Origin of the sequence: Hyphomonas sp., assembly GCF_041398385.1 — a bacterium.
Classification (GTDB): Bacteria; Pseudomonadota; Alphaproteobacteria; order Caulobacterales; family Hyphomonadaceae; genus Hyphomonas.
In genome coordinates, this window is the sequence record NZ_JAWKUW010000001.1 from 329,931 (window position 1) to 355,581 (window position 25,651).

The window sequence follows — 25,651 nt, forward strand, 5'->3', positions numbered from 1 at the left end:
CGGCGCCACCTATTCCACCGTGACAGATTTGGCGAGGTTGCGAGGCTGGTCAACATCCGTGCCCTTGGCCACAGCAACGTGATAGGCGAGCAGCTGTAGCGGGATCGCCGCCAGGATGGGCAGACTGATCTCGTCCCCATCGGGAATCCTGATAGCATGTTCGGCACGGTTGCCTGCTGCACGAATGCCCTTGTCGTCCGAGATCAGGATGATCCGCGCGCCACGGGCCCGGACTTCCTCGACATTGGAGATCGTCTTCTCGAAAAGATCGTCCATCGGCGCGACGACGACGACCGGCAGATCCTTTTCGATCAGGGCGATCGGGCCATGCTTCAGCTCGCCGGCGGCATAACCCTCGGCATGAATGTAGGACACTTCCTTCAGCTTGAGCGCGCCTTCCAGCGCCAGCGGGAAATAGCGCCCCCGGCCGAGGAAAAGCACGTCGCGTGACTTGGTCAGGGTCTTGGCGACTTCCTTGATATCGGACTGGCTTTCGAGCGCTGCCGTAACCTTGCGCGGCAGGGCCAGCAGTTCCTTCACAGCCCTGGTTTCGTCGCCGGGCAGGAGGAATCCCCTTGCCTTGGCCGCGCTCAGCGCCAGCACTGCCAGCACGGACAGCTGGGCCGTGAACGCCTTGGTGGACGCAACGCCGATTTCCGGGCCTGCATAGGTGGGCACAATGGCTTCTGCTTCGCGCGCGATCGAGCTTTCCGGCACGTTGACGATGGCGATGGCCGGGGTGCGGTTCTGGCGGCAATAGCGCAGCGCTGCCAGCGTGTCGGCGGTTTCGCCCGACTGGCTGACGAACAGGGCGGGGCCCGTCTGCGGCAGCACGGGCTGTCGGTAGCGGAATTCGGAAGCAATATCCGTTTCGAACGCCAGGCGCGCTTTCTGCTCGAACCAATATTTCGCCGTATGCGCAGCATAGTAGGCGGTGCCGCAGGCGATGGCGACCGCCCGGTCTGCCTCGGCAAAGATCTTGTCGGCAGCCTCCCCGACTTTGAGGCTCTGGCTCGCCTGCTCGATATAGGGAAGGATCGTGCGCGCCAGCGATTCCGGCTGCTCGTGAATTTCCTTCAGCATGAAATGGTCATACTCGCCGCGTTCCACGAGGGCGTCACTGACGGAAGTTGTGACCCGGCGCCGGTTCACGCGTTCGCCGTTGCCGTTGCGGATCTCGAGCCGGTCGGGATGCAGGATCACCCAGTCGCCTTCTTCGAGATACGTCACGTCCCGGGTGAACGGCGCCAGCGCGAAGGCGTCTGAGCCGAGATACATCTCGCCCTCGCCATATCCGAGCACCAGCGGGCTACCGCGCCGGGCTCCCATCAGGAGACCGTCTTCACCAGCGAAGATCACCGCCAGCGCGAATGCCCCACTCAGTTCTTTCAGCGTGGCTTCAAACGCGTCGACCGCATCGAGGCCCTCGCTCATCTTCTGGGCGAGGAGCTGCACGATGACTTCCGTATCGGTTTCGGATTCGAATTTGCGCCCCGCCGACTGCAGCGTCTCCCGCAGTTCACGGAAGTTTTCGATGATCCCATTATGAACAAGGGCGACGCCGTCGGCCATGTGCGGGTGCGCATTGGTTTCGTTCGGCTTGCCATGGGTGGCCCAGCGGGTGTGCGCGATGCCGGTGGTGCCGCTCAGCGGCCGCTCCGCCAACAATCCTTCGAGATTGACGATTTTTCCGGCCGCACGCCGGCGATCTATTGCACCTGCTGCAGCGACGGCGACGCCGGCGCTGTCATATCCGCGATATTCAAGCCGCTTCAGGCCGTTCACCAGGCGTTCTGCGACGCCGTCCCTGCCTGAAATCGCAACAATTCCGCACATAAGCTCACTCCACACTGTCGAAGCTGCCAATAAACCGGGCGATCCCGGCCGAATAGTGACAGATTGTTGTGAATTGCGACAACTGGCGCCCAACTCATTGATATGCTGTAAATTTCCAACGGCCCGAACCCTGCATATGCGGGCATGACGTTTTGAAATCAGACAATCTGAAGGGGCAGTTGAGTCCTTTCAATCGACGGACGTTCCATATAAGCGCGATCCGTAAAGCGAGCAGGATTTGTAGTGCCCCAACTAACCCATCTCGACCGCCTCGAAGCCGAGAGCCTTCATATCGTCCGGGAAGTCGCCGCCGAATGCGAAAACCCGGTCATGCTGTATTCTGTCGGCAAGGATTCTGCCGTCATGCTGCATCTGGCCATGAAGGCGTTCTACCCGTCGCGTCCGCCCTTTCCGCTGATGCATGTCGACACGACCTGGAAGTTCCGGGAGATGATCGAATTCCGCGACCGGAAAGCCGCTGAAATGGGAATGGACCTGCTGGTCCATATCAATGAAGACGGCACGAAGGACGGCATTGGCCCGTTCACGCACGGCTCCGCCGTCCACACCGACGTGATGAAGACACAGGCCCTCAAACAGGCCCTCGACAAGTACAAGTTCACCGCGGCGTTCGGCGGTGCCCGGCGCGACGAAGAAAAGTCCCGCGCCAAGGAACGCATCTTCTCGTTCCGATCGGCGGAGCATCGCTGGGATCCGAAGCGCCAGCGCCCGGAACCCTGGAACCTCTACAACACACGCATCAATCTCGGCGAAAGCATACGGGTGTTCCCGCTTTCCAACTGGACCGAGCTGGACATCTGGCAGTACATCCGCCGCGAGAGGATCGAGATCGTCCCGCTTTATTTCGCGGCTGAACGGCCGGTGGTGAACTGGAATGGTGTCGACATCATGGTCGACGACGACCGGATGCCGGAAGACCTGGCCAAAACGGCCGTGATGAAATCTGTCCGATTCCGGACGCTTGGCTGTTATCCGCTGACCGGCGCGGTCGAAAGCACCGCCGCCACACTCGATGAAATCATCCAGGAAATGCTACTGACCACGACCTCCGAACGCCAGGGCCGCGTCATCGATATCGATCAGTCCGCCTCGATGGAAAAGAAGAAGCAGGAGGGCTATTTCTGATGCGCCTCACTGACGACCTCATTGCCACCGACATCGCCGCCTATCTCGAGAAGCACGAGAACAAGTCGCTGCTGCGCTTCATCACCTGCGGGTCCGTGGACGACGGCAAGTCGACCCTGATCGGCCGCCTGCTCTACGACTCAAAAATGATCTTCGAGGACCAGCTGGCAGCATTGGAATCCGATTCCAAGAAGGTCGGTACGCAGGGCGAAAACATCGACTTCGCGCTCCTCGTCGACGGCCTCGCCGCCGAGCGCGAGCAGGGCATCACGATCGACGTCGCTTACCGTTTCTTTGCCACAGACAAGCGCAAATTCATCGTCGCCGACACGCCGGGACATGAACAGTATACACGCAATATGGCGACCGGTGCGTCCACGGCCGACGTCGCCATCCTGATGGTCGATGCGCGCAAGGGCATCCTCACCCAGACGCGCCGCCACTCTTTCATCACCACGCTGCTCGGCATCCGCCGGCTCGTCCTCGCCGTCAACAAGATGGACCTCGTCGATTATGACGAGACCGTCTTCACCGACATTGTCGAGGACTTCTACAGCTTCGCCGACGAACTCGCGACGGACCTCGAAGTCCACCCGATCCCGATGTCCGCCCTTGCCGGCGTGAACATCACCGACCGGTCTTCGGAAACGGACTGGTATGACGGCCCTAGCCTGATGGAATATCTAGAGACCGTCCCGGTCGGCGACCGCCGGCGCAGCGCGCCTTTCCGCATGCCGGTCCAGTGGGTCAATCGGCCCAATCTCGATTTCCGCGGCTTCTCCGGCCAGATCGCAGCGGGCACCATCAAGCCGGGCGACCGGGTCAAGTCGATGCCGTCCGGCCGCCAGTCCACCATCGAACGCATCGTCACCGCGACTGGCGACCTGAAAGAGGCTGTTGCCGGACAATCCGTCACTCTCACCCTCGCCGACGAAATCGATGCCTCGCGCGGTGACGTGATCGTCACGGCGGACGACCCGACGGAAGTGTCCGACCAGTTCCAGGTGCGCATCCTCTGGATGAACGAGTCGCCCCTGTTGCCGGGCCGCCGCTATTACCTGAAGATCGGCGCGAAGACCGTTACAGCCACCGTCAATGCGCCGAAATACGGCATCGACGTGAACACGCTCTCCGACGTGCCGGCGCGCACGCTGGAAATGAACAATATCGGCGTGACGACGATTTCGCTCGACCAGGCCATCCCGTTCGATCCCTACGACCAGAACCGCGAACTGGGCGGCTTCATCCTGATCGACCGGATCACGAATGACACGGTCGGCCTTGGCCTTATCGACTTCGCACTGCGCCGTGCCTCGAACATCCACTGGCAGGCCATGGATGTGGACCGCGTCGCCCTTGCTGAACAGAAAGGCCAACGCCCTGCCATCCTCTGGTTCACCGGCCTTTCGGGTTCAGGCAAGTCAACCATCGCGAACGCCCTGCAAAAACGTCTCTTCGCGCTCGGCAAGCACACATTCACGCTCGACGGCGACAATGTGCGTCATGGGCTCAACCGCGACCTCGGCTTCACCGATGCGGACCGCGTCGAGAACATCCGCCGCGTCGCCAATGTGGCGCGCCTGATGTCGGATGCCGGCCTGATCACGCTGGTCTCGTTCATTTCGCCCTTCCGGGCTGAACGCCAGATGGCCCGCAACCTGATGGCTGAAGGCGAGTTCATCGAAGTCTTCGTGGACACGCCGCTCGACGTCGCCGAACAGCGCGACGTGAAGGGGCTCTACAAGAAGGCCCGGACCGGCGAAATCAAGAACTTCACCGGCATCTCGAGCCCCTATGAGGCGCCGAAGAATGCTGAAATCCGGATCAATACGGTCGACCGCACGCCGGAGGATGCAGCCGAGGAAATTCTCGGCTATCTGAAGGAAAAGGGCTTCCTCGGAAGCTGACGCGTCGGAACAAAGGGCTGAGATGAGCACCAGGATCCACCCTGTCATCATGTGCGGAGGTGCGGGCACTCGCCTTTGGCCCGTGTCGACCAGCGCTCACCCGAAACAGTTTCACCGTCTGGTGACGGACCATACGGTCTTCCAGGACACGGTCCTGCGCCTCCAGGCGGACGGTTTCGAAGCGCCCATCATCATCTCAAACCAGGCCTATGCCGATCTGATACGCGACCAGTTGGCCGCGATCGGCGTGAAACCTCAAGCCGTCATCCTGGAACCCGCCGCGCGCAACACCGCGGCTGTCGCGGCCGTCGCTGCGCGTTTTGTGGCGGACAAGGATGCAGATGGCCTCTGCCTTCTTCTGCCGTCGGATCATTACATTGGCGTGCCCGAGACATTCCGGGCCGCCATCCTTCAGGCAAGCCCCGTTTCCCGGAACGGACTGATCACCACATTCGGCATTCGCCCCGACAGGCCGGAAACGGGATTCGGCTACATCCAGCGCGGAGAGCCTGTCGAAGGCGCAGTCCGGCGGATCGCCGCGTTCCGTGAGAAGCCGGACCTTGAAACGGCGACCGCCTACTTTCAGGATCCGGAATTCAGCTGGAATGCTGGTATCTTCCTGTTTCCGGCCGGGCTCATGATCGCAGAGATGGAGGCGCTCGCGCCGGATATTCTCGACGCAGCCAGCGCAGCCCTTGAGGCCGCCGTTGAAACCGAAGGCAACCTGTTGCTGGACCCGGACTGCTTCAAATCGGTGCGGTCGATCTCCCTCGACTATGCCATCATGGAAAAGACCGACCGGGCCGCCGTCTATGCGCCGCTCGACTGCCAGTGGAACGATATTGGCACCTGGTCGATGATCGACACGCTGCGCCAGCGGACCGGCGACCTCGAACCCATCCTGATCGACGCCGCGAATTGCACGGTTTACTCCGATGACGGGCATCAGGTCGCATTTGTCGGGGTTGAGAATGTCAGCCTGATCATATCCGGCAACCGCATCCTCGTGGCGGCAAAGGACCGGACCCAGGATGTGGGAGCCGTGGTGAAGGCGATCAGGGAGCGTGGCGACACGCCGGACGCCTGATACCTTCCCCGACGTCGTGGCTCGATTCCCCGATGGCCGCACGCTAGCCTTGCGTCAAAATGCAGGGAAGGAAAACGCGATGGCCAAGGGAGATGTCCCGGTTCTTGTCGGCGCAGGGCAGAGCCTCAGCCAGTGGGATGGATCGACCGGACCGGCGGGGGCGCCTTCGCCACTGTCACTGATGGCCGATGCCTCGCGAGCCGCCCTCGCCGACACCGGCGGCCAGAATGTCGCCGCCGCAATTGATACGCTTGCCGTCGTGCGCATTTTCGAGGACTCGATCCGCAACGCACCGCATCCGCATGGCCACAACACCAACCTGCCCGGCACGCTCGCGCGCGACATCGGCGCGACCCCATCACAGCTCATCTACGAAACTGTTGGCGGGCAGAGCCCCCAGGCGCTTGTCAACGAATTGGCCGCGCGCATCTTTGCCGGCGACATCGACTGCGCGCTGATTTCCGGCTCGGAAGCCAATCGCGCCTCGAAGGGTGCCCGGCGGCACGGCGTGGAAATTGACTGGGCCGATAGTTCCGACGCTCCGTATGAGGATCGTGGAACCGGACCGATGATGCTGAGCCGGGAAGAGATCAAGCACGGCCTGATTGCCCCGGCCTATTTCTATGCCCTGTTTGAAAACGCCTTCGCCGCACGCGAAGGCCGCACACGCAGCCAGCATCGCCGCGCGATGGCCGAGCTGTTCCAGCCATTTTCAGCCGTTGCGGCCCGCAATCTCTGGTCCCAGTTCCCGGTCGAGCACAGCGTCGACTTCCTGGCGACGCCGACGCGCGAAAACTACGAATATGCCGATCCGTTCCTCAAATGGTTCATCGCTCAGGACGCGGTGAACCAGGGCGCCGCCGTGTTGCTGATGAGCGAAACCAGGGCGAATGAACTCGGTATCGCGCAAAACAAGCGCGTCTATCTGCACGGCGCAGGCGAGGGTAGCGACGATTTCATCTCCGTCCGCCCGCGCCTCGACGGCTCTTTCGCGATGGATGCCGCTGTGTCGCGCGCACTGGCGCAGGCGGACAAGCAAGCCGGTGATATCAGGCATCTGGATCTCTATTCCTGTTTCCCGTGCGCCGTATTCTCCTCGACCCAGTCGCTCGGAATTGACTGGAAGACGGATACACGGCCACTGACCCTGACGGGTGGTCTGCCCTTTTTTGGCGGACCAGGAAACAATTACTCCCTCCACGGAATAGCCGAGATGGTCGCGAAGCTGCGCGGCAATCCGGGGGATTTCGGCCTTGTCCTCGCCAATGGCGGATGGATGACAAAGGAAGCCGTCGGCATTTACTCGACGACCGCTCCGGCTAAGTTCTCGCCCGTCGAAGCTTACGCAAAGCCGACCGAACAGGTCACCCTGTGCCCGGACAGCTGTGAGGCCGTGCTTGAGACATTCACCGTCACACACGGCAAGTCCGGCCCGGAAAAGGGCATCATCTTTGCCCGCCTCGCAGACGGGCGCCGCGCGCTCGCAAACGCCAGTGCGGCAGCGCTGCCTGTGCTGCTGGAAGACGCAAGCCCGGTCGGCCGGCGCGTTGCCATCACGGTGGCCGATGAAACCGGCACATTCGATTTCATCTGAACCAGCCTGCTTGCCCCACACGCCGGATTCGCCCAAATTCCGGACATGACAGAGAAGTTCAGACGTTTCGGAGTAATCGGCGGCGGGGCCTGGGGCACCGCTATTGCCCAGATGCTGACCCGCGAGGGGCAGGACGTGCTCATCTGGTGCCTTGAGCCCGAGGTTGCCGACGCGATCAATACCGCGCACGAGAACACCGTGTTCCTGCCGGGCGTGCCCCTGAAGCCGGCTCTGAAAGCGACGAACAGCTTGTCAGACCTCACCGATCTCGACGCGCTTTTCTCGGTCGCGCCGGCGCAGCATACCCGCACGACGCTCCGTGCGCTGAAAGGCACGATCCGGCCCGGCACCCCAGTGGTTCTGTGTTCCAAGGGCATCGAACTGGCGACCGGCGAATTCATGACCGAAGTGCTGAAGGAAGAACTGCCCGAAGCCGTGCCGGCGGTCATGTCGGGCCCGAGCTTTGCCATCGATGTGGCGCGTGGCCTGCCCACGGCTGTCACCTTTGCGATTGAAGACGATCAGCTCGGCACCGCCCTGATCGCGGCCATATCGACGCCGACCTTCCGGCCCTATCTGGCACACGACCTCTTGGGGGCTGAAATTGGCGGGGCGGTCAAGAACGTGCTGGCAATCGCCTGCGGCATCGCGCTCGGCAAGGGGCTCGGCCGGTCGGCTCATGCTGCGCTGATCGCGCGCGGCAGCGCGGAAATGACCCGCCTTGCCCTGAAGCTCGGCGCTGACCGGGAGACCCTCTCCGGCCTCTCAGGCCTCGGCGACCTCGTCCTGACCTGCTCGTCGGAAACCAGCCGGAACATGAGCTGCGGCATGGCGCTCGGCCGGGGCGAAAAGCTTGAAGACATCCTCAGTGCCCGAAATGCCGTCACCGAGGGCGTGGCGACGGCGCCTGTCCTGCGCCGGCTGGCCGCCCGTCATGGAGTAGACATGCCAATCTCCGATGCTGTCGCCGCCGTCATCGAAGGCGAAATCGGCGTGGATGAGGCGATCCTGCGCCTGCTGATGCGGCCGAACAAGGCCGAGGCCGTGACCGCCTGACTCTCCCACAGCCAGAAAGGGATGGCCGGGCTGCACCGGCCCCCTTACATTGGGCTCGGGGCGGAATGATAATTGCGCGACGGCGCGTTCTGGCCGAAAACGCCTGAATTCACGCTCCGGAAGGCTGCAAACGACACGCTCGACGCGAAGGACTCCTGCTGAACATGCAGCGAAAGGACCATCCCAACGAATTGCGGGCCGCGCTGACATCATCGCGGGGCGTGCTCTGGCATCTCGTGGCGTTCAGCTGCTTCATCAACCTGCTAATGCTGACCGGGCCGCTCTACATGTTGCAGGTCTACGACCGGGTGTTGACCTCGCAGTCGATCCCCACCCTGACCGCGCTGACCCTGCTGATCCTGGTCCTCTACGCAACCTATGCGACGCTCGACTGGGTGCGCACCGGCCTCCTCGGCAGCATCGCATCGCATTTCGAGGACATGCTGTCCGAGCGGGCCGCGGCGGCATCCCTGCAGGCAGCCCTGGCCGACGCCGGCAAGGTTTCGGACAAGCCCCTGCGCGACCTGCGCACGCTGCGCCGGTTCATCGCGAGTCCCGCGGTCACGGCTGCGCTCGATGCCCCGTGGAGCCCGCTTTTCTTCGTCGTCCTCTTCCTGCTGCATCCCATATTCGGCCTGTGGGCCCTGTTCGGCGGCGCTGTACTGGTCACGCTGGGCTTTCTCAACCAGCGCCTGACCGACCGTCAGATGCGCGACGCGGAGACGATGGAACGCATCTCCCAGGCCCGCGCCCAGGAAATGATGCAGAATGCCGAAACCATCGACGCGATGGGCATGGAGAGCAATCTCAGGGCGCGCTGGAAACTGTCTTTCGACGAGTCGGATGCCCGCATGTTCGCTTCGGCCCGCAAGCTGGGCGCATTTACGTCCAGCACACGGGCCACCCGGCTGTTCCTCCAGTCGGCCATCCTCGGCATCGGCGCCTGGCTGATTATCAAGTCCAGCGGCGCCTCAGCGTCTCATGGCTCGCTGGTTGCCGCCTCCATCCTGATGGGCCGCGCCATCGCGCCGATCGAACAGGCGGTGGCCCAATGGCGCTCGATCATCAGCGCCCATGAGGCGTGGACCTCGCTGTCATCCTATCTGAGCCGCGCGCCGGTCCGGCCCAGTCCGATGGAACTGCCGCCGGTGAAGGGCCATCTGAGCCTGCAGGGCGGCTTTGCCGGTCCACCCGGCAGCAAGAAGCCGATCCTCCGCAACCTGACCTTCTCGCTCGAGCCGGGGGATGTGCTGGGCGTGCTGGGCCCGAGCGCAGCCGGCAAATCGACGCTGGCCCGGATCCTCACAGGCGTCTGGCCGCTCATGCAGGGCACGATCCGCCTCGATAATGCCGAGCTCAGCCAGTACAGCCGCGAAGCGCTCGGCCGGCAGATCGGCTACCTGCCCCAACAGGCAGACCTCCTGTCCGGCACGATCCGCGAAAACATTTCCCGCCACGCCCCGGAAGCCGATCCTGAAGCTGTCATCGAGGCGGCCAGGATCGCAGGATGCCACGACCTCATCCTCCACCTGCCCGAGGGCTATGACACGCAGGTCGGACAGTCCGGCGCTTATCTTTCCGCAGGCCAGCGACAGCGTGTGGGACTCGCGCGCGCCCTCTACGGAAATCCTGCTCTGGTTGTTCTGGACGAACCGAATTCCAATCTCGACGCCAAGGGCGAGGAAGCTTTGCAGCAGGCGATCACCAGCCTGCGCGACCGCAAGGCAACGACCGTGATCATCGCGCATCGTCCGAATGCCATCGTCCACTGCAACAAGCTGATCGTGATCGACGACGGAGAAATCAAGGCATTCGGCCCGCGCGATGAGGTACTCGCCAAGGTGATGCCGCGCACGGCAACGCAAAATGTGACGGCAATTCATCCGCGTACCGAGGGCAAGGGCAATGGCTGACGGGGCGATGAGCATGCCGGGCCCACGCCTGCGTCCGGCGGAAGCCAGCCTGCCGGGCATCGTCCGCCTCGGCTGGCTGGTTGTCCTGCTCGTGTTTGGCGGCCTGATCGCCTGGTCGGTCTTTGCGCCGTTCCAGGGCGCCATCCTTGCGATGGGCCAGGTATCGGTCGAAAGCGAACAACAGATTGTCCAGCATCTCGAAGGCGGCATCGTGCGCGAGATCTATGTCCGCGAAGGCGACCCGGTCGTTGCGGGACAGAAGCTGCTCTCGCTCGATCCGACGACGGCAGATGCTGCCGTGCAGGCAAAGGAAGCGCGCCTCTTCGACCTTCTGGGAACCGAAGCCCGCCTCATTGCCGAGCGCGACGGCCAGGAGACCATGCAGCTGCGCCCCGGCTTTGAAGATCTCGAACAGAACACACGCATGCAGTCAGTCCTGCGCAGCCAGCAGACTTTGCTGATCGCCCGCCTCGAAACCCGCAGCACCCAGCATCTCATCCTTGAACAGCGGATCAGCCAGCTGCGCACGCGCATCGATGGCATGACCCGTGAGATCGGCTCCAAGGACGACCAGATCGCCCTTCTGAAAGACGAGGTCGCACGGTTTGAAAAGCTGAGCGCGCAGGGAAATGCCAGCGAAGTGCGTGTGCTCGCGCTGAAGCGTGACCTGTCGCGCATCGAAGGCGAAAAGGAATCCCTGCGGTCCGACATTGCCGCCACGCGGGTGCAGATCGGAGAGGCCCAGAGCGAGATCCTTCGCGTCGAGCAGGACACGCGGGAGACAGTGCTGTCGGAGCTGCGCGAGACGCAGACCCAGATCGGCGAGCTGACGGAACAGCGCCTCGCCGCACTCGACCGCCGCACCCGTCTCGACATCCTGGCCCCGTCCTCGGGCCGGGTGATTGGCGTACGGACGCATACTGTCGGCGGCGTCGTGACCCCCTCCGAACCGATCATGTATGTCGTGCCCGAGAACGACCGCCTCGTCGCCAAGGTGCGGGTGCGCCCCGCAGACGTCGACAAGATCGAGATCGGCCAGCGTGCTACGCTGCGGTTCACCGCATTCGACCAGAACACGACGCCGCAATACACAGGCGAAGTCATAAACCTCTCAGCAGACGCCCTCCAGGACCAGACGACCGGTGCGACATATTACGAAGCCGTCGTGAGCATTCCGGAAGAAGCGCTGACGTCTGACACGTTCACAATCGTGCCGGGAATGCCCGTGGATGCGAGCCTCCAGACAGAGGGCCGGACGGTTCTGTCCTACCTCGTGAAACCGCTCACAGACTCCGTTTCCCGCACTTTCCGCGAATAGTTCGCAGACCTGACAATCCCATCACAGCCAATCTTTCTTGAACTCGGCCAAGAATTGGCCGACAGAACGTCACGAACAGAACTATGTCGGGCACCGGAGGAGGAACCGCACAGACATGGCGGAGATACTGATTACGGGCGCCGCCGGATTCATCGGGGCGCATTGCTGCGCCGCCTTGTCGGCCCGCGGGCATTCCGTTACCGGCATCGACAATTTCAACGCCTACTACGCTCCTGCCCTCAAACAGGCCCGGACGGCCCAGCTTGCGGCGCTGGCAAAAGTGCATGCCGTCGACCTCAACGACCAAAAGGCGCTCACCGCCCTGATGGCAGAGACCCAACCCGCCATCGTGATCCACCTCGCAGCACAGGCAGGCGTGCGCTATTCGTTCGAAAAGCCTTTCGACTATGCCAATTCTAACCTGCTCGGTCAGGTCGGCATCCTTGAAGCTGTCCGTAACCAGAAATCCGTGAACCGACTGATCTATGCCTCGTCCAGTTCCGTCTACAGCGGCGTGACGGAGGTACCGTTCCATGAGGGCATGAAGCTTGGCACGCCGAAGTCGCTCTACGCGGCAACCAAGATTGCCGACGAAGTCCTCTCCGACACCTATTCCTCCCTCTACGGAATAGATGCGGTCGGCCTCCGTTTCTTCACCGTTTACGGACCATGGGGGCGCCCCGATATGGCCTACTGGCTGTTTGCCGATGCCATTCTGGAAGGACGTCCGCTCAAACTGTTCAATCAAGGCGATGTGCGGCGTGACTTCACCTATATCGATGACATCGTCGCTCCGATCGTGCGGATGGTCGAAGAGGCCGCCGGCAGCCGGCCGGCAAGCCCGGCTCACCGCCTCTACAATATCGGCAACCATTCGCCGACGCCCGTGCGTGATATGATCGGCCATCTTGAACGGCTCCTTGGGAAGGCAGCCGCTGTGGAACTGACGGATCTGCCGCCCGGCGACATGGTGGAGACCTATGCAGACGTTGATCGCCTGCAGGGGGATTATGGCTTTGCACCGTCAACGCCGCTGGAAACCGGCCTCGAACGGTTCGTCAGCTGGTACTTGCCCTGGCGCGCGGCCGCTGCGCGAGGACAGCCGGCCCTCTAGCCGCATCACGCATGGTCAGGTCTGGCGCCCGGCGCGGCGATGTCCCATCCTCCGGGGAAACAGGAGGAACCCGCCATGCTCACGAAAACCCATGAATGCTTCGACGTCAGCATCGAGGACCGGATCGCGCATATCCGCCTGAACCGGCCGCAGGCCATGAACACGATGAACAAGGCGTTCTGGAACGAACTGCCGGAAATTGTGCGCGATATCGATGTGAATGCCCGCGCCCGGGTGATCGTGATTTCGTCGACGGGCAAGCATTTCTCGGCTGGCATGGACCTGTCAGTCTTTGCGGGCGGCGAGAAGACCGGACACGACCGCTACATCCTCGCCGAAGCCCTGCGCTCCAACATCAAGCGCATCCAGGAAACGTTCAACTGCCTCGAAGAGGCACGCATGCCGGTACTGTTCGCCCTTCATGGCGGGGTGATTGGCGGGGCGGTGGACATGATCTCCGCCGGTGATATCCGCTGGTGCACGAAGGACGCCTTCTTCTCGATCATGGAAACCAATATCGCCATGACCGCGGATGTCGGCACCTTCCCGCGGCTGCAGCGCTATATTCCTGAAGGCTGGGTCAAACAGATGGCCTATACCGGCATGCGCCTGCCGGCCGCGACGGCCAAGGAGATCGGCCTCGTCAACGATCTGTTCGACACGCAGGAAGAGATGCTGGCCGCCGTCATGGACGTCGCCCGACAGATTGCCGCCAACAGCCCGCTCGCTGTCACTGGCTGCAAGGCGCTGATCAATTACGGCCGCGACCACTCCACCGCCGACACGCTGGACTATATCGGCGTATGGAACGCCGCCATGTTCCCGCCGCCGCACATGGCCGAAGCGTTCAAGGCCCGCGAGGAAAAGCGCCCGGCAGATTATCCGGACCTCGCCCCGCTTCGCACCACGCCGATGTAGCGCCTTTCCAGGTGGACCGGCCGGGTCAGCTGTGCCATGTGACTGGTTGCATATGTAACTAATTCACGGGTCTCACCCATGACTGATCTCGCGCATCTGAAAACCATCGAACAGCGCGCCCTCTGGCTGTCCGCCTGGATGGTGCACAATGCGAACCATCTGCGTCCCAAGTCGGAAGGCGCCGTAAAGGTTGGCGGCCATCAGGCCTCCTGCGCGTCGATGGTCTCGATCATGACGGCGCTTTATTTTCACACGCTGCGTCCGGAAGATCGTATTGCCGTGAAGCCGCACGCTTCGCCGGTCTTCCATGCCATGCAGTACCTGATGGGCAACCAGACGCTGGAAAAGCTGCAGAACTTCCGCGGCTATGGCGGTGCACAGTCTTACCCCAGCCGCACCAAGGACGTGGACGATGTGGACTTTTCCACCGGCTCCGTCGGTCTCGGCGTTGCCGAAACGGCCTTTGCCTCGCTGGTGCAGGACTATCTGGAAGCCAAGGACTGGGCCGAGCGCCGTCCACTCGGCCGCATGGTCGCGCTGGTCGGCGATGCGGAGCTCGATGAAGGCAATGTCTATGAGTGCCTGCAGGAATGCTGGAAGCACGACCTGCGCAACACCTGGTGGATCATCGACTATAACCGCCAGAGCCTTGATGGCGTGGTGCATGAGGGCCTGTGGGAGAAAATCGAAGCCATCTTCAGGGCGTTCGGCTGGCGCACCGTGCTGTTGCGCCACGGCGCATTGCAGCGGGCGGCTTTCGGGGAACCCGGCGGCGAGGCGCTGAAGGCCTGGATCCAGTCCTGTCCGAATGCGGACTATTCGGCGCTGACCTATCAGGGCGGCGGCGCCTGGCGCAAGCGCCTGATGGACGATCTCGGCGATCAGGGCGACGTCGCGGCCCTTTTGTCGAAGCGCAGCGACGAAGAGCTCGACGCCCTGATGAACAATCTCGGCGGCCAATGCCTCGAAACGCTGACCGAAGCCTTCGACAGCATCGCCGACGACCAGCCGACGGTTTTCCTGGCCTACACAATCAAGGGCTGGGGCACGCCGCTGGCGGGCCACAAGGACAATCATGCCGGCCTGATGAACCCGGCCCAGATGGCAGAGTTCCAGGCCCGTATGGGCGTGCCGGACGGCGCAGAGTGGGACACGATGGCAACCGTCGCAGACCCGGCCGGCTTGCAGAAATTCCTCGGCCAGGTGCCGTTCTTTGCCGCGGGCCCGCGCCGGTTCACCGCGCCCACGCTCGCAAGCCCCGGCCCCGTCTTCCTCGACGACCGCGTCCTCTCCACGCAGGCCGGCTTCGGCAAGATCCTGGATTTCCTCGCCAAGGGCGACACGCCGCTTGCCGATCGGATCCTCACAACGTCACCGGACGTGACCGTTTCGACCAATCTTGGCCCATGGGTGAACCGCCGGTCGCTCTTTGCCCGGACGGAAAAGGAAGACACGTTCCGCCAGCAGCAGATCCCCTCGACGCAGAAATGGCAATTTTCACCCAAGGGCCAGCACATCGAGCTTGGCATTGCCGAGATGAACCTGTTTCTCCTGCTCGGCGCGGCGGGCCTCTCGCACTCGCTGTTCGGCGAGCGCCTCATCCCCATCGGCACTGTCTATGATCCGTTCGTCGCACGCGGCCTCGATGCGTTGAACTATGCCTGCTACCAGGACGCCCGCTTCATCATCGCCGGCACGCCGTCTGGCGTGACGCTTGCCCCGGAAGGCGGCGCGCACCAGTCCATCGGCGCCCAGCTGATCGGCATGAGCCAGGACGGACTCGTCAGTTTCGAACCGGCCTATCTGGACGAACTCTCCATCATCATGGACTGGAGCTTCGACTATCTCCAGCGCAGCGGCGAGAACGATCCGGACGAGCGCACCTGGTTACGCGACGAGACCGGCGGATCGGTCTATCTCCGCCTCACCACACGGCCGCTGGAACAGCTGGGCCTCAAGGCCCGTGACGACGCTGACTTCCGGCAAGGTGTCGTCGATGGCGGTTACTGGCTGCGCGAACCGGGCCCTAACTGCGAAGTCGTGATTGCCTATCAGGGCTGTGTCGCGCCTGAGGCCATCGAAGCCGCCGGCCGCATCGGCAATGACCGGCGCGACATCGGCGTGCTGGCCATCACGTCCGCAGACAGACTGAATTCCGGCTGGACCGCAGCGCGGCGCGCCCGCGCGCGCGGCCACAAGGATGCGACCAGCCAGATCGAACGCCTGATGGGCGGCGTGCCGCGCGAGGCGACGCTGATCACCGTGACGGATGGACACCCGGCCACACTCGCCTGGATCGGCTCTGTCATGGGCCACCGCACCGCGCCGCTTGGCGTCGAGCATTTCGGCCAGACCGGCACGATCGAGGATCTCTACCGTCACTTCATGATCGACGCGGATGCCATCGTGGCGGCGGCGAATTACCTGTCGGCCGGACGCAGGATCAACCTCAGCGCCCGTTAGGCGTCAGGCTGCGGTCTTCACCAGTTCGAAGTGCGAACGGACGGTCGGCTGGGCGTCCGGCGTCACAACGCGGCCGGTCTTGACCAGCTCCAGCATGTGCCCGAGCACCGACATGGCCGCGGCCGGATGCAGGCGCTTATCGACCTCCTTGTACATGTCCTTGACCATGTTGGGGATCGAGTGTTCGCCCTTGGCAAGGTGATACAGGATCGCCCGCTCCCGCTCGCGGCGGTGCTCGGCATATTCGGTGATGAAGTGATTGACGAAATCCTGGCCTCGCACCGGGTCGCCATGCGTCGGGTAGAGCGCGTCGAAATTCATCACACGGATCTTTTCGAGGCTGCGCATGTAGTCGCCCATGTCGCCATCCGGCGGCGCGACCACGGTGGTCGACCAGCCCATGATATGGTCGCCGGAGAAGCAGGCATTCTCCTCGCGCAGGCCGAAGCAGAGATGGTTACAGGTGTGTCCCGGCGTCTCGATGACGTCCAGCGTCCAGCCGGGGCCGGAGATGACATCGCCATCGCGCACCTTCACATCCGGCATGAAGCCGAGATCGTCGGCGCTGCCGAGTTCGCCCTTGGCGGTCGGCACGCCGCAATTCTTCGCATAGGTCTTGCAGCCCGCCCATTCGGCCAGCGGCTGGGCCAGCGGCGAATGATCCGAATGCCCATGGCTTACCAGCACATGCGTCACGCGCTCGCCTTCAAGTGCCTTTTTCAGTGCGCTGAAGTGCGCCTCATCGACCGGACCGGGATCGAGAACGGCAACGTCTCCCCGGCCAACGATGAAGACGCCGGTTCCGACATAAGTGAACGGGCCCGGATTGTTCGCGATCACGCGGCGGATCAGCGGCGACACCTGCTGGACCACGCCGTATTCGAACTCGATGTCTTTGATATAGGGAATTGCCATCTTCAGCCTCTGAACGTTCAGCCTGCGGAAGAATCAACGCCGCTTCGGTGCAAACCGGGTGCCGAACGCCTGGGCCATCCTGCGTGTCGCACGCAGCTTCTGGCCAAGTCTCAGGGCGACGGGCGGCCCCATGTCGGTCTTGTTTGCATCTACGATGTAGAGCTTTCCGCTATTGCGGTCACGTAGGCAATCAATGCCGCCCCAGTCCAGTCCCATTTCCTTCGCAAACCGTTCGATCACGGCAATTTCATCGGCCGTGTAGCAGATGCGAGGCTCGTCGAGCAGAACCTGGACATTCTCGTTGAGGAAGCGGCGTTCCAGCGGCCGGCGCTTGCGGAAGACGACCACGGGCGAGCCATTGACGAGGCAGCAGCGCAGGTCTTCCACCAGCCCGCCTTCGATCTCGTTGTCGACCAGAACCTGATAGGTCTTGCCCGGCACCGGCGCGTCGAGCGGGCCTTCCAGCACGCGCCCGTCATGGGCGGCGTTCAGCTCAGACTTCTCGACCATGCGGCCGGTATAGGTCGTCGGATCGACAGCGAGGGAATACCCGGCGGCAGCCTCGAACGCGGCCGCAACTTTCGACTTCGACACGTCGTGGCAGTTGAAATTCACGAGCCGGGCGCCAGGCTTCACGGCGGGCGTCTCGTTGTTGGTTTCGGTAGAGTCGTCGAACTGCATCACGATGTCGGCCTTCGAGACATCATCGATGAGTTTCGCGCCGGACACATGCATCACCGGCCAGATGAAATACCAGGGGCGCGGCTTGTCGGGATAAAAGGCGATGGTCGGGCGCTTGTGGCCTTCGATACGGCGCCAGATGCGCCAGGACTGGGTGGCGAAATAGAAGCTGAACCAGGTGAAGACGTCATTGGCCAGCGACAGGGTCAGCGGAATACGGGCGCCGGTTTTCTTCACCAGCATCGCGCCGTCTTCATATTTGAAATCGGTCAGCCATAACCGGTCTGTCATTCCGAACTCTCCTGAACGGCGAACGGCGCCTCAGCGCAGATCGCGGCCCATTCCCTGCCTCGCATGCCGGCCACTCACTGACAACACACTTAATGCGGCGCAAGTGTGACCGGGCGCCATGAGTAATGGCCCTTACAGGAGCCGCTCGATATTCGAAAGATCATAGCCTGCACCGGCGGCGGCGTCGACGATTTCCTCTCCAGCCCCCTGTCCGGCATGGGTTAAAGCCCATGCCGTGATGCTGCGCGTGCCGGTGCGGCAATAGGCGAGAACGGGCTGGGGTGCGTCATTCAGGACATGCGCCATCTGGCTCACGATTTCGGGAGTCGGTGCCCCGGAAAACGGCAGCGCGACAAAGGTCAGACCCAATGATTCGGCTTTTGCGCGAATGGCCGAAGATTTAGGTTGCATCGGGCCGCCCTCGCCGTCCGGCCGGTTGCAGAGGATCGTCTTGAAGCCCGCGGCGGCGATGGCGGCGACATCCTCCTCGGAAAGCTGGGCCGCGACGGCAAAGGCGTCTGTAACCTGGCGAATATCGGCCATAACGGCGGTCCTGTCTGTTGAGACGGTCTTGATCGGTTTGGATACCTAGCTAGAGAAGGATGTGCGTTCTGCCAAGCTTTGGCGGTTGGCTTTCGCGCTGGTGCTGCAACAACGACGGAAAATCTCCCCTTGTCCACCCTGCAGAGAGCTCTCAGCCGCATTCCTTGGGCCTACACCGCCCGCCGGCTGATCATCGCGATCCCCACCATGCTCGCGATCATCACCATGGCCTTCCTGATGATGCGCGCGGCGCCCGGTGGCCCATTTGACGGGGAACGCAAGCTGCCCCCGGCGATCGAAAAGTCCATCGCGGCGAAGTTCGGCTTCGACAAGCCCCTGCACGAGCAGTATTTCGACTATCTCGGCGGCGTGGTGAAGGGCGATTTCGGCCCCTCCTACAAGACGCTCGGCAAGAGCGTGAACGATCTCATCGCCGACGGCCTGCCGATCTCGCTGACCATCGGCTCGCTGGCCATGCTGCTCGGGATCACCTTGGGCACTTTGCTCGGCGTGTTTGCGGGTCTGAAACAGAACTCGTCGGCCGATTATGGCGTGATGGGGATTGCCATGTTCGGGATATCCATCCCGACCTTCGTCACCGGGCCGGTGCTGATCCTGATCTTCTCCCTCGGCCTCGGCATCTTCGCCGTGGGCGGCCTCGGGACGTATCCGAACATCGGCATGAACCTTCACAACATGACCCTCCCGGTGATTACGCTGGCGCTGCCGCAGATTGCGATCATTTCCCGCCTGATGCGCGCCTCGATCATCGAGACGATGCGCTCGAACCATATCCGCACCGCGCGCTCCAAGGGCCTGTCGGAGCGCCAGGTGATTGCCCGCCATGCCCTGCCGGCCGCGCTGCTGCCGCTGATTTCCTATGCCGGCCCCGCCATGGCGCGGGTTATGACCGGCTCTGTCGTGATCGAGAAAGTCTTTGGCCTGCCGGGCCTTGGCTCCTATTTCGTCAATGGCGCGCTCAACCGCGACTACACGCTCGTGATGGGCGCCATCATCGTCTATGCCGGCCTGATCGTGATCCTCAACCTGGTTGCGGACATCCTCTACGCCGTGCTCGATCCGAAAGTGAAATACGACTGATGGGCGAGACCGGACAGATCCTCGATCCGACGGGCCGCGTGGAAGCGGTCAGCCAGGCAATCACCGGTGGCCGCTCGCTGTGGGACGATGCCCGCGCGCGCCTCCTGCGCAACAAGGCTGCGGTCATCTCGATGTGGGTACTGGGCTTCATGGTGCTGGTCGCCATTGTCGGCCCGATGGTGTGGGTCCACGACTACCGCACCATTTCAGACCTGCGCACCATCGCGCCGACCTTCGAGGGCTGGCACATCCTCGGCACCGACCTGCAGGGCCGCGACCTCTTCGCCCGCCTGATGATCGGCCTCAGGATCTCCCTGACGGTCGGCATCGTGGCCACGGCGGTCAGCCTTGTCATCGGTGTCACCTGGGGCGCGACCGCCGGCTATCTCGGCGGACGGGCCGACAATCTCATGATGCGGATTGTCGACGTGCTTTATGCCCTGCCCTTCATCTTCTTCGTCATCCTGCTGCTGACCGTGTTCGAGCGGAACATCATCCTGATCTTCGCCGCCATCGGCGCCATCGAATGGCTCACCATGGCGCGGATCGTCCGGGGGCAGACGCTCGCCATCAAGGGCAAGGAATTCATCGAGGCCGCGCGCGCTGCCGGCGTCTCACGCAAGGACATCATCCTGCGCCACATCCTGCCGAACGTGATCGGGCCGGTCGCAGTCTATGTGACGCTGACCATTCCGGTCGTGATCCTGGCAGAGAGCTTCCTCTCCTTCCTCGGCCTCGGTGTGAACGAGCCGCTGACCTCGCTCGGCGTCTTGATTTCCGATGGCGCGAGCCGGATGGAGGAAAAGCCCTGGATGCTGATTGCGCCGGCCGCGACGATGGCGGTCACCCTGCTCTGCCTCAACTTCATCGGCGACGGCCTGCGCGACGCGCTCGACCCGAAAGACCGCTAGGCCAGCACCGCCAGCGCATTGGCGATCGTTTCCTCGACTGTGCCGGACGCGTCGACGCGGTGCCATCCGCCGAATTTGTCCAGAACTTCCGGTTCCTGCTGCGCCCGCGCGACCTCAGCGTCGGCATCGGAAGCATCGCCCCTGCGCCCGGCGATGCGGGCCAGGCGCACCTCCAGCGGCGCCTCCAGCCAGATGCCGGTGGTGGGCTGCCGGTAGCGATGCGCGGCGCCTTCGAACCGCATCATCTCGGACTGGAACGTCGCGTCGAGAACCGTGCTGATGCCGGCATCCAGTGCTGCATTGCTGTGTTGGAACATCACGTCATATACGCTCGCCCGCCCGACTTCGGAATACAGGCCACCCGGCATCCTGGCCGGCGCTTCCGGGTTTTGTCCGAGCGCCTGCTTGCGCAGCACGTCGGTGCGCAAGAGCCGCCCGCCCGCCGGACCCGGCAGGTGCGCTGCGATGGCGCGGGCAATCGTGGTCTTGCCGACGCCTGACAAGCCGCCGACGCACACAGACCTCGGCGGCTCCGGCGTCAGCAGTTTCAGCGCCAGCTGCCGATAGGCCGACGCATCGCCCAGCTTGCCTTCCTCGACGCTGACCGCGAACCGCACGACGGCGCGCAGCGCCATGAAGAAAGGCAGCACACGGAAGGCGCCCTCCTCCTCTCCGGATGTGTCCCAATAGCGGTTCATCAGCCGGTTGGCGTCGGCCCCGTGGTCCATGCGGACAAGGTCCATCAGCAGGAAACCAAGATCGTAGAGCCGGTCGATGGTCGCCATGTGGACGTCGAATTCCATCGCATCGAAAGGCGTCGGCCGGCCTTCAAACAGGCAGATATTTCGCAAATGCAGGTCGGCATGGGTGCGGTGGACCTTGCCGGCACGCCGCCGCGCCTCGATCAGCGGGTCGATATGGGCCAGCTCCGCATCCAGAAGATCGAACACGGCCGGGTCTCCGGGGTCGAGGTCCATCTGGTGCGCGCCATGGATTTCGGTCGCACGCAGTTCGCGGATGATGCCGCGATAATCCGCCGTATGCCCGGCGGTCGGCACCGGCACGGCGGCCGCGTGCGCTGCCGCGATCACATCCGCCGTCTGATCAATCAACTCGGGCGTCAGGCGTCCTGCGCGGGCGAGTTCGTCGAACTGGTCGGCCTGGTCAAACCGCTTCATCACCACCACCCAGTCGAGCGGCTCGCCCGGCCCGCCGATGCGGTAGCGTCCGCCCCCCGCCGCCACGATGGGCTCCACGCCAAGATACATGCCCGGCGCCAGCAGGCGGTTTGCCTCCAGTTCGGCAAGGCAGGCCCGGTGGCGCAGGGCGACGGTCGTGAAATCCAGGAAGGGCAGCTTCACCGGCCGCTTCATCTTGTAGACGCGGTCCTGCGTCAGGAAGACATGGCTGATATGGGTGTCGATCCGCGGCGCGGCGAGCGTCACGCCGTCCACGCGCCCTGTTTCAAAGGCCGCGATCAGGTCTGACTGCTCCGTGGCCGCGTCCGATATGGGCTGACCTCCTCCGTGTGTGAATGCCTGCGCAGTCTAGCGCAGGAGCTGGTCGATATCATCCAGAAGATTACTTACCCGCTTGGCATTCGCGCCAAGGTCCGACAGACCGACACGGCTGACCGAGCGGACATCAATCCGCGAGCCATGGTCGCCTTCCGGCAGCACACGGATCAGTATGTCGTCCTTGAAATCGAACCAGAAGGTCGCTTCGGTCGCCTCGATGTGGCCGCTTTCCGGCGAGGCCGTGACGATGGTCCAGCCCTTCGCCTTCACAGTGGCAAGCGCCGCCTCATAGGCCATGTCGACGGTGACGGCGGGATAGACCAGCGTTTCGATCTTCGGATAGGGCGCGGAGACTTCCTTCTTCTGCGTCTCGGGGTCGAATTCGGCCTCTTCCTGCACTTCGGAGACGAGCCGCCCTTCCATGCCGGGCCACCGGCCCTTGGCGCCATCCTCGATGACCGGGGCATCCTCGATCTTGTTGTAGCCGCCGCTGGCCGCACGGGCGGCGATGAGGGCCTCGCTTGGCTGGATCGGATTGGTCCAGTCGGTCTGAATGTCATGCAGCGGCGGCAGGCGCTTTGCGTTCTCGCCGGTCGCATAGAGGCGGCCGAGGGAGAGGCCGGACACGAGAAGCGCCGCCAGCGCCAGCATGAAAGGCCGCTTGCGCGGCGCCGCCACCAGCGACACGATCACGGCAAGCACCGAGACACCGAGCGCTGTCTGCACGATCTTCGGGCCCCAGCCCATGGTCAGCTGTCCGAAGCCGACCTTCCAGTCCCAGAGGCCGAGCTTGGTGCCGGCCGCGGCGATGAAGAACCACAGAACGCCGAACAGGGCGAAGGCGAGCGCGAATGCGGAAAACCGGCCGCGCCAGCCGCCATTCTGAGACTGATCTGAAACACCGGCCATGTGCCGCCCTCCCTGTTGGTTGGTGCTGGCATAGCGCGGGCCTGCCGGCTTGTCGCCCCCGGAGCCGATCACGAGGCTGTCAGGTTGCAGCCCTCGCCTGCCTTATCCTCCCCGCGTGCGGGGGAGGATAAGAGACAGCCTGCACTTGAAGCCGGACTGGCTGGGAGCCATCCGGGGATAAAGGGCCGTGGCGCGGCGGGCGCCGTGGCGCTCCGCCAGTGATAAAAGGTAGGCTACGGGTTGGAGCGTTACCGCCCGCCGCGCCGGAGATGGAGATTTCGGATCGCCGCCGGCGCGCCTCATCGCATCGGCCGTCTTGCAGGGCCGAGGTCGGACAGCCCAGCCGAAACCGGATCTGCCGGGGAGGTCATCGGTCTTTGTCGGTCGTGTTTCCACTTCCTCCGCCGGACCAGCTTTCCTAGACGCGATCCCCGGCCGTTACCCCGGAGCCCCCGCCACTCTCTCCATTCCTCCCCCGCACAAACCGAACGGTACCGGCCCGGCCCCTGTGCAAGGGATGCGGACAATATCGCGGAGGCATCGGCCTGCCGGATTGAGCCGCCCTCACCCCCGGCCGCGCAGCGGTCAGGGGGCCCATCCCTGAACGCTTCAACAGTTCACGGCATCTGCTGTGTCTTCAGCGGAGGATGACGTGCGTGGGCACTCTTTCTGCGATGGGTGCCCGGACGGCTTCCAGCCGTCGGGCATGACGCTGGGAGGGGGATTGAAGCCTGACGGATCCCACCTTCCCGGCGGCCGCCCGCGGGTCAATTCCGAAGCATAACGGATTGTGCGGCCTCCCTGCGCGCGCGACCCTCGCGGGCAGACAAGAGGAGGAACCGCCATGCACCGTTACCTGATCGCCCTGCTGCCGCTCGCGATGGCCGGGTGCCAGTTCCACGACGTGCGGGAGTCCCAGAAAGCGCCGCTGCCGCAGCAGATTTCGGAAGGCCGCGGCATCGCCTCGACGCTCTGCGCCAATTGCCACGGGCTCGACGACCAGCCGGCCCTGCGCCATGACACGCCGCCGCTGAACCAGGTGCTGAACCGCTACGACGCCGACACGCTGCACGCCAATTTCGAGGCGGGCCTGAAAGTCGGCCATCCCGACATGCCGGAATTCATCTTCGGGCCACTCGGCGCTGATGTGCTACTGACCTACCTGAAGAGCATCCAGGAGCCGGCGCCGGCGGACGGCTGACAGCTTCCTGCGATTGCGTTTGCGGCCGCATCAGGCGATCCTGCGCCGGTTCCTGACGGAGAAGCCTCATGCGCCGCCTGTTGATTGCCCTTGTGCCCCTCGCCCTGGCAGCCTGTGCCGAGACGGCGCCGGGTGACGCCGTCGGCCTCACCGGTATGCCGTTGGCCGAAGAGATCGTGGTGGGCGAAGAGATGGCCGGCGAACATTGCGCGCGCTGCCACGGCATGGGCTCTGACGATGCGGTGCGTACCGATGCCCCGGCCCTGCGTCACCTGCTCAGCGATGTCGACAGCGAGGCGCTGAAGGACGACTTCCGCGAAGGCATCAAGATCGGCCATCCGGACATGCCGCAATTCGAGTTCAGCCCGATGGAGACGGACATGCTGCTGTCCTACATCGTCAGCATCCAGGAACCGGAAACGGAATAATCCGCCGACCGCCTGGCTCGTCGTCCTATCTTGTCTGGCCGCCGTCGACCGGCAGAACGGCGCCGGTGACGAAGCTCGCCAGCGGGCTGAGCAGGTAGGCCGCCGCCGAGCCGATCTCGTCCGGGCGCCCGAAGCGCTGCAGCGGCACTTCCCGGCGGATCCAGCGGTTCCACGCATCGGCGCGCGGGCCGGTCGAGCGTTTCTCCCAGTCGCCATCCGGAAAGATGATGTTCCCCGGCGCAATCGCATTGACCCTCACGCCGGACGGGCCGGCGATGTGCGCGAGTTCTTTCGCCAGATGGTTCATCGCCGCCTTGGACGTGCCATAGGTCAGCGGCGTGCCGAGCGCGCCGAGGCCAGCGATGGACGAGATCATCAGGATCGCGCCCTCGCCGCGCGGCTCCATTTTCCGGAGCGACACACGGGCGAGGCGGAAGGCGCTGTCGAGGTTCTGCTGGAGGCCGGCAGACCAGGTCGCGTCATCCACCTCGAAGCCCGGCGGGCATGGATGCAGGCCGACATTGGCGACCGCGCCCCAGAGCGGGCCGACCTCCGCCTCGATGGCCTCGACCATGGCGTCGATGGTGGCGGTTTCGCGCAGGTCGCCTGCACGGGCCCAGAGCTTGTCCGCGCCGTAAATGCCGGCGAGCCGGGCCCGTTCGGCCTCCAGCGCCGCTTCGCCCCGCGCCGCCATGGCCACTTTCGCGCCTTCGGCCAGCAGCGCCTCGACGATGCCGAGGCCGATGCCCCGGCTGGCACCGGCGACGAAGACCACCTTGCCTGAAAGTCCGAGATCCATCGC

The 25,651-nt window shown here is 63.6% G+C and carries 21 protein-coding genes; 14 read left to right on the forward strand and 7 right to left on the reverse strand.

The genetic code is table 11. The annotated features are described in order from the left end of the window. Nucleotides 1-9: 9 nt before the first annotated feature. The gene (gene glmS, locus R3C13_RS01585) at nt 10-1,836 is read right to left on the reverse strand and encodes a glutamine--fructose-6-phosphate transaminase (isomerizing) (RefSeq protein ID WP_371309038.1); all 1,827 of its coding nucleotides are present in this window, start codon (nt 1,834-1,836) and stop codon (nt 10-12) included. Between the two features lie 243 nt (nt 1,837-2,079). Between glmS and cysD the strand changes: the two genes are divergently transcribed. From cysD to R3C13_RS01635, 10 genes are all read left to right on the forward strand, one after another. Then, a complete protein-coding gene (gene cysD, locus R3C13_RS01590; RefSeq protein ID WP_371309039.1) occupies nt 2,080-2,982 on the forward strand; it encodes a sulfate adenylyltransferase subunit CysD in 903 nt (300 codons plus the stop codon). Next, entirely contained in the window at nt 2,982-4,889 is a 1,908-nt protein-coding gene (cysN, locus tag R3C13_RS01595; protein WP_371309040.1) for a sulfate adenylyltransferase subunit CysN, read from the forward strand. Before cysD ends, cysN begins: the two co-directional genes overlap by 1 nt. Before the next feature lie 22 nt (nt 4,890-4,911). Next, entirely contained in the window at nt 4,912-5,976 is a 1,065-nt protein-coding gene (locus tag R3C13_RS01600) for a mannose-1-phosphate guanylyltransferase (protein WP_371309041.1), read from the forward strand. A gap of 79 nt (nt 5,977-6,055) precedes the next feature. Then, the gene (locus R3C13_RS01605; RefSeq protein ID WP_371309042.1) at nt 6,056-7,570 is read left to right on the forward strand and encodes an acetyl-CoA acetyltransferase; all 1,515 of its coding nucleotides are present in this window, start codon (nt 6,056-6,058) and stop codon (nt 7,568-7,570) included. Between the two features lie 45 nt (nt 7,571-7,615). Continuing rightward, nucleotides 7,616-8,626, forward strand: coding sequence for an NAD(P)H-dependent glycerol-3-phosphate dehydrogenase (locus tag R3C13_RS01610; protein ID WP_371309043.1), 1,011 nt, complete (start codon nt 7,616-7,618; stop codon nt 8,624-8,626). Nucleotides 8,627-8,790: 164 nt separating this feature from the next. After that, a complete protein-coding gene (locus R3C13_RS01615; RefSeq protein ID WP_371309044.1) occupies nt 8,791-10,539 on the forward strand; it encodes a type I secretion system permease/ATPase in 1,749 nt (582 codons plus the stop codon). A gap of 13 nt (nt 10,540-10,552) precedes the next feature. Further along, entirely contained in the window at nt 10,553-11,857 is a 1,305-nt protein-coding gene (locus tag R3C13_RS01620; RefSeq protein ID WP_371309045.1) for an HlyD family type I secretion periplasmic adaptor subunit, read from the forward strand. A 115-nt stretch (nt 11,858-11,972) separates the two neighbouring features. Beyond that, nucleotides 11,973-12,971 (forward strand): NAD-dependent epimerase/dehydratase family protein, encoded by a 999-nt coding sequence (locus tag R3C13_RS01625; protein ID WP_371309046.1) that lies wholly within the window; start codon nt 11,973-11,975, stop codon nt 12,969-12,971. A 75-nt stretch (nt 12,972-13,046) separates the two neighbouring features. Beyond that, the gene (locus R3C13_RS01630) at nt 13,047-13,889 is read left to right on the forward strand and encodes an enoyl-CoA hydratase-related protein (protein ID WP_371309047.1); all 843 of its coding nucleotides are present in this window, start codon (nt 13,047-13,049) and stop codon (nt 13,887-13,889) included. Between the two features lie 78 nt (nt 13,890-13,967). Next, on the forward strand, nt 13,968-16,352 hold the full coding sequence (locus tag R3C13_RS01635) for a transketolase (protein ID WP_371309048.1): 2,385 nt from the start codon (nt 13,968-13,970) through the stop codon (nt 16,350-16,352). Between the two features lie 3 nt (nt 16,353-16,355). On the opposite strand, the gene R3C13_RS01640 is transcribed toward R3C13_RS01635, so the two are convergent. The 3 genes from R3C13_RS01640 to R3C13_RS01650 form a co-directional block, all read right to left on the reverse strand. Continuing rightward, nucleotides 16,356-17,267, reverse strand: coding sequence for an MBL fold metallo-hydrolase (locus tag R3C13_RS01640; protein ID WP_371309049.1), 912 nt, complete (start codon nt 17,265-17,267; stop codon nt 16,356-16,358). 33 nt (nt 17,268-17,300) lie between these two features. Then, complete coding sequence (locus R3C13_RS01645; RefSeq protein ID WP_371309050.1) at nt 17,301-18,239, reverse strand: hypothetical protein; 939 nt, start codon at nt 18,237-18,239, stop codon at nt 17,301-17,303. Nucleotides 18,240-18,371: 132 nt separating this feature from the next. Next, nucleotides 18,372-18,782 (reverse strand): TIGR01244 family sulfur transferase, encoded by a 411-nt coding sequence (locus R3C13_RS01650; RefSeq protein WP_371309051.1) that lies wholly within the window; start codon nt 18,780-18,782, stop codon nt 18,372-18,374. 129 nt (nt 18,783-18,911) lie between these two features. Here R3C13_RS01650 and R3C13_RS01655 point away from each other — a divergent pair, with 129 nt between their 5' ends. After that, entirely contained in the window at nt 18,912-19,883 is a 972-nt protein-coding gene (locus R3C13_RS01655) for an ABC transporter permease (protein WP_371309052.1), read from the forward strand. Then, nucleotides 19,883-20,794, forward strand: a complete 912-nt coding sequence (locus R3C13_RS01660) for an ABC transporter permease subunit (RefSeq protein WP_371309053.1) — start codon at nt 19,883-19,885, stop codon at nt 20,792-20,794. The genes R3C13_RS01655 and R3C13_RS01660 overlap by 1 nt, the downstream gene beginning before the upstream one ends. Here R3C13_RS01660 and R3C13_RS01665 read toward each other — a convergent pair. Continuing rightward, entirely contained in the window at nt 20,791-22,248 is a 1,458-nt protein-coding gene (locus tag R3C13_RS01665) for an AAA family ATPase (protein WP_371309054.1), read from the reverse strand. The two genes, R3C13_RS01660 and R3C13_RS01665, sit on opposite strands and share 4 nt — an antisense overlap. Before the next feature lie 93 nt (nt 22,249-22,341). Continuing rightward, nucleotides 22,342-23,220 carry a DUF1499 domain-containing protein gene (locus tag R3C13_RS01670; protein ID WP_371309055.1) on the reverse strand — a complete coding sequence of 293 codons (879 nt, stop codon included), beginning with the start codon at nt 23,218-23,220 and terminating at the stop codon, nt 22,342-22,344. Nucleotides 23,221-24,064: 844 nt separating this feature from the next. Between R3C13_RS01670 and R3C13_RS01675 the strand changes: the two genes are divergently transcribed. After that, a complete protein-coding gene (locus tag R3C13_RS01675; RefSeq protein ID WP_371309056.1) occupies nt 24,065-24,421 on the forward strand; it encodes a cytochrome c in 357 nt (118 codons plus the stop codon). A 68-nt stretch (nt 24,422-24,489) separates the two neighbouring features. Beyond that, complete coding sequence (locus R3C13_RS01680) at nt 24,490-24,849, forward strand: cytochrome c (protein WP_371309057.1); 360 nt, start codon at nt 24,490-24,492, stop codon at nt 24,847-24,849. A gap of 25 nt (nt 24,850-24,874) precedes the next feature. Here R3C13_RS01680 and R3C13_RS01685 read toward each other — a convergent pair whose 3' ends face one another. Further along, the gene (locus tag R3C13_RS01685) at nt 24,875-25,648 is read right to left on the reverse strand and encodes an SDR family NAD(P)-dependent oxidoreductase (protein WP_371309058.1); all 774 of its coding nucleotides are present in this window, start codon (nt 25,646-25,648) and stop codon (nt 24,875-24,877) included. Between the last annotated feature and the right edge of the window lie 3 nt (nt 25,649-25,651).

Excerpts from the sequence above, each read along its gene's own strand:
- R3C13_RS01620 (WP_371309045.1), top strand. The coding sequence starts at position 10,553 with ATGCCGGGCCCACGCCTGCGTCCGGCGGAAGCCAGCCTGCCGGGCATC.
- R3C13_RS01635 (WP_371309048.1), top strand. The coding sequence starts at position 13,968 with ATGACTGATCTCGCGCATCTGAAAACCATCGAACAGCGCGCCCTCTGG.
- R3C13_RS01660 (WP_371309053.1), top strand. The coding sequence starts at position 19,883 with ATGGGCGAGACCGGACAGATCCTCGATCCGACGGGCCGCGTGGAAGCG.
- glmS (WP_371309038.1), bottom strand. The coding sequence starts at position 1,836 with ATGTGCGGAATTGTTGCGATTTCAGGCAGGGACGGCGTCGCAGAACGC.
- R3C13_RS01680 (WP_371309057.1), top strand. The coding sequence starts at position 24,490 with ATGCGCCGCCTGTTGATTGCCCTTGTGCCCCTCGCCCTGGCAGCCTGT.
- R3C13_RS01600 (WP_371309041.1), top strand. The coding sequence starts at position 4,912 with ATGAGCACCAGGATCCACCCTGTCATCATGTGCGGAGGTGCGGGCACT.
- R3C13_RS01685 (WP_371309058.1), bottom strand. The coding sequence starts at position 25,648 with ATGGATCTCGGACTTTCAGGCAAGGTGGTCTTCGTCGCCGGTGCCAGC.
- R3C13_RS01615 (WP_371309044.1), top strand. The coding sequence starts at position 8,791 with ATGCAGCGAAAGGACCATCCCAACGAATTGCGGGCCGCGCTGACATCA.
- R3C13_RS01610 (WP_371309043.1), top strand. The coding sequence starts at position 7,616 with ATGACAGAGAAGTTCAGACGTTTCGGAGTAATCGGCGGCGGGGCCTGG.
- R3C13_RS01640 (WP_371309049.1), bottom strand. The coding sequence starts at position 17,267 with ATGGCAATTCCCTATATCAAAGACATCGAGTTCGAATACGGCGTGGTC.
- R3C13_RS01625 (WP_371309046.1), top strand. The coding sequence starts at position 11,973 with ATGGCGGAGATACTGATTACGGGCGCCGCCGGATTCATCGGGGCGCAT.
- R3C13_RS01605 (WP_371309042.1), top strand. The coding sequence starts at position 6,056 with ATGGCCAAGGGAGATGTCCCGGTTCTTGTCGGCGCAGGGCAGAGCCTC.
- R3C13_RS01675 (WP_371309056.1), top strand. The coding sequence starts at position 24,065 with ATGCACCGTTACCTGATCGCCCTGCTGCCGCTCGCGATGGCCGGGTGC.
- cysN (WP_371309040.1), top strand. The coding sequence starts at position 2,982 with ATGCGCCTCACTGACGACCTCATTGCCACCGACATCGCCGCCTATCTC.
- R3C13_RS01645 (WP_371309050.1), bottom strand. The coding sequence starts at position 18,239 with ATGACAGACCGGTTATGGCTGACCGATTTCAAATATGAAGACGGCGCG.
- R3C13_RS01630 (WP_371309047.1), top strand. The coding sequence starts at position 13,047 with ATGCTCACGAAAACCCATGAATGCTTCGACGTCAGCATCGAGGACCGG.
- R3C13_RS01670 (WP_371309055.1), bottom strand. The coding sequence starts at position 23,220 with ATGGCCGGTGTTTCAGATCAGTCTCAGAATGGCGGCTGGCGCGGCCGG.
- R3C13_RS01650 (WP_371309051.1), bottom strand. The coding sequence starts at position 18,782 with ATGGCCGATATTCGCCAGGTTACAGACGCCTTTGCCGTCGCGGCCCAG.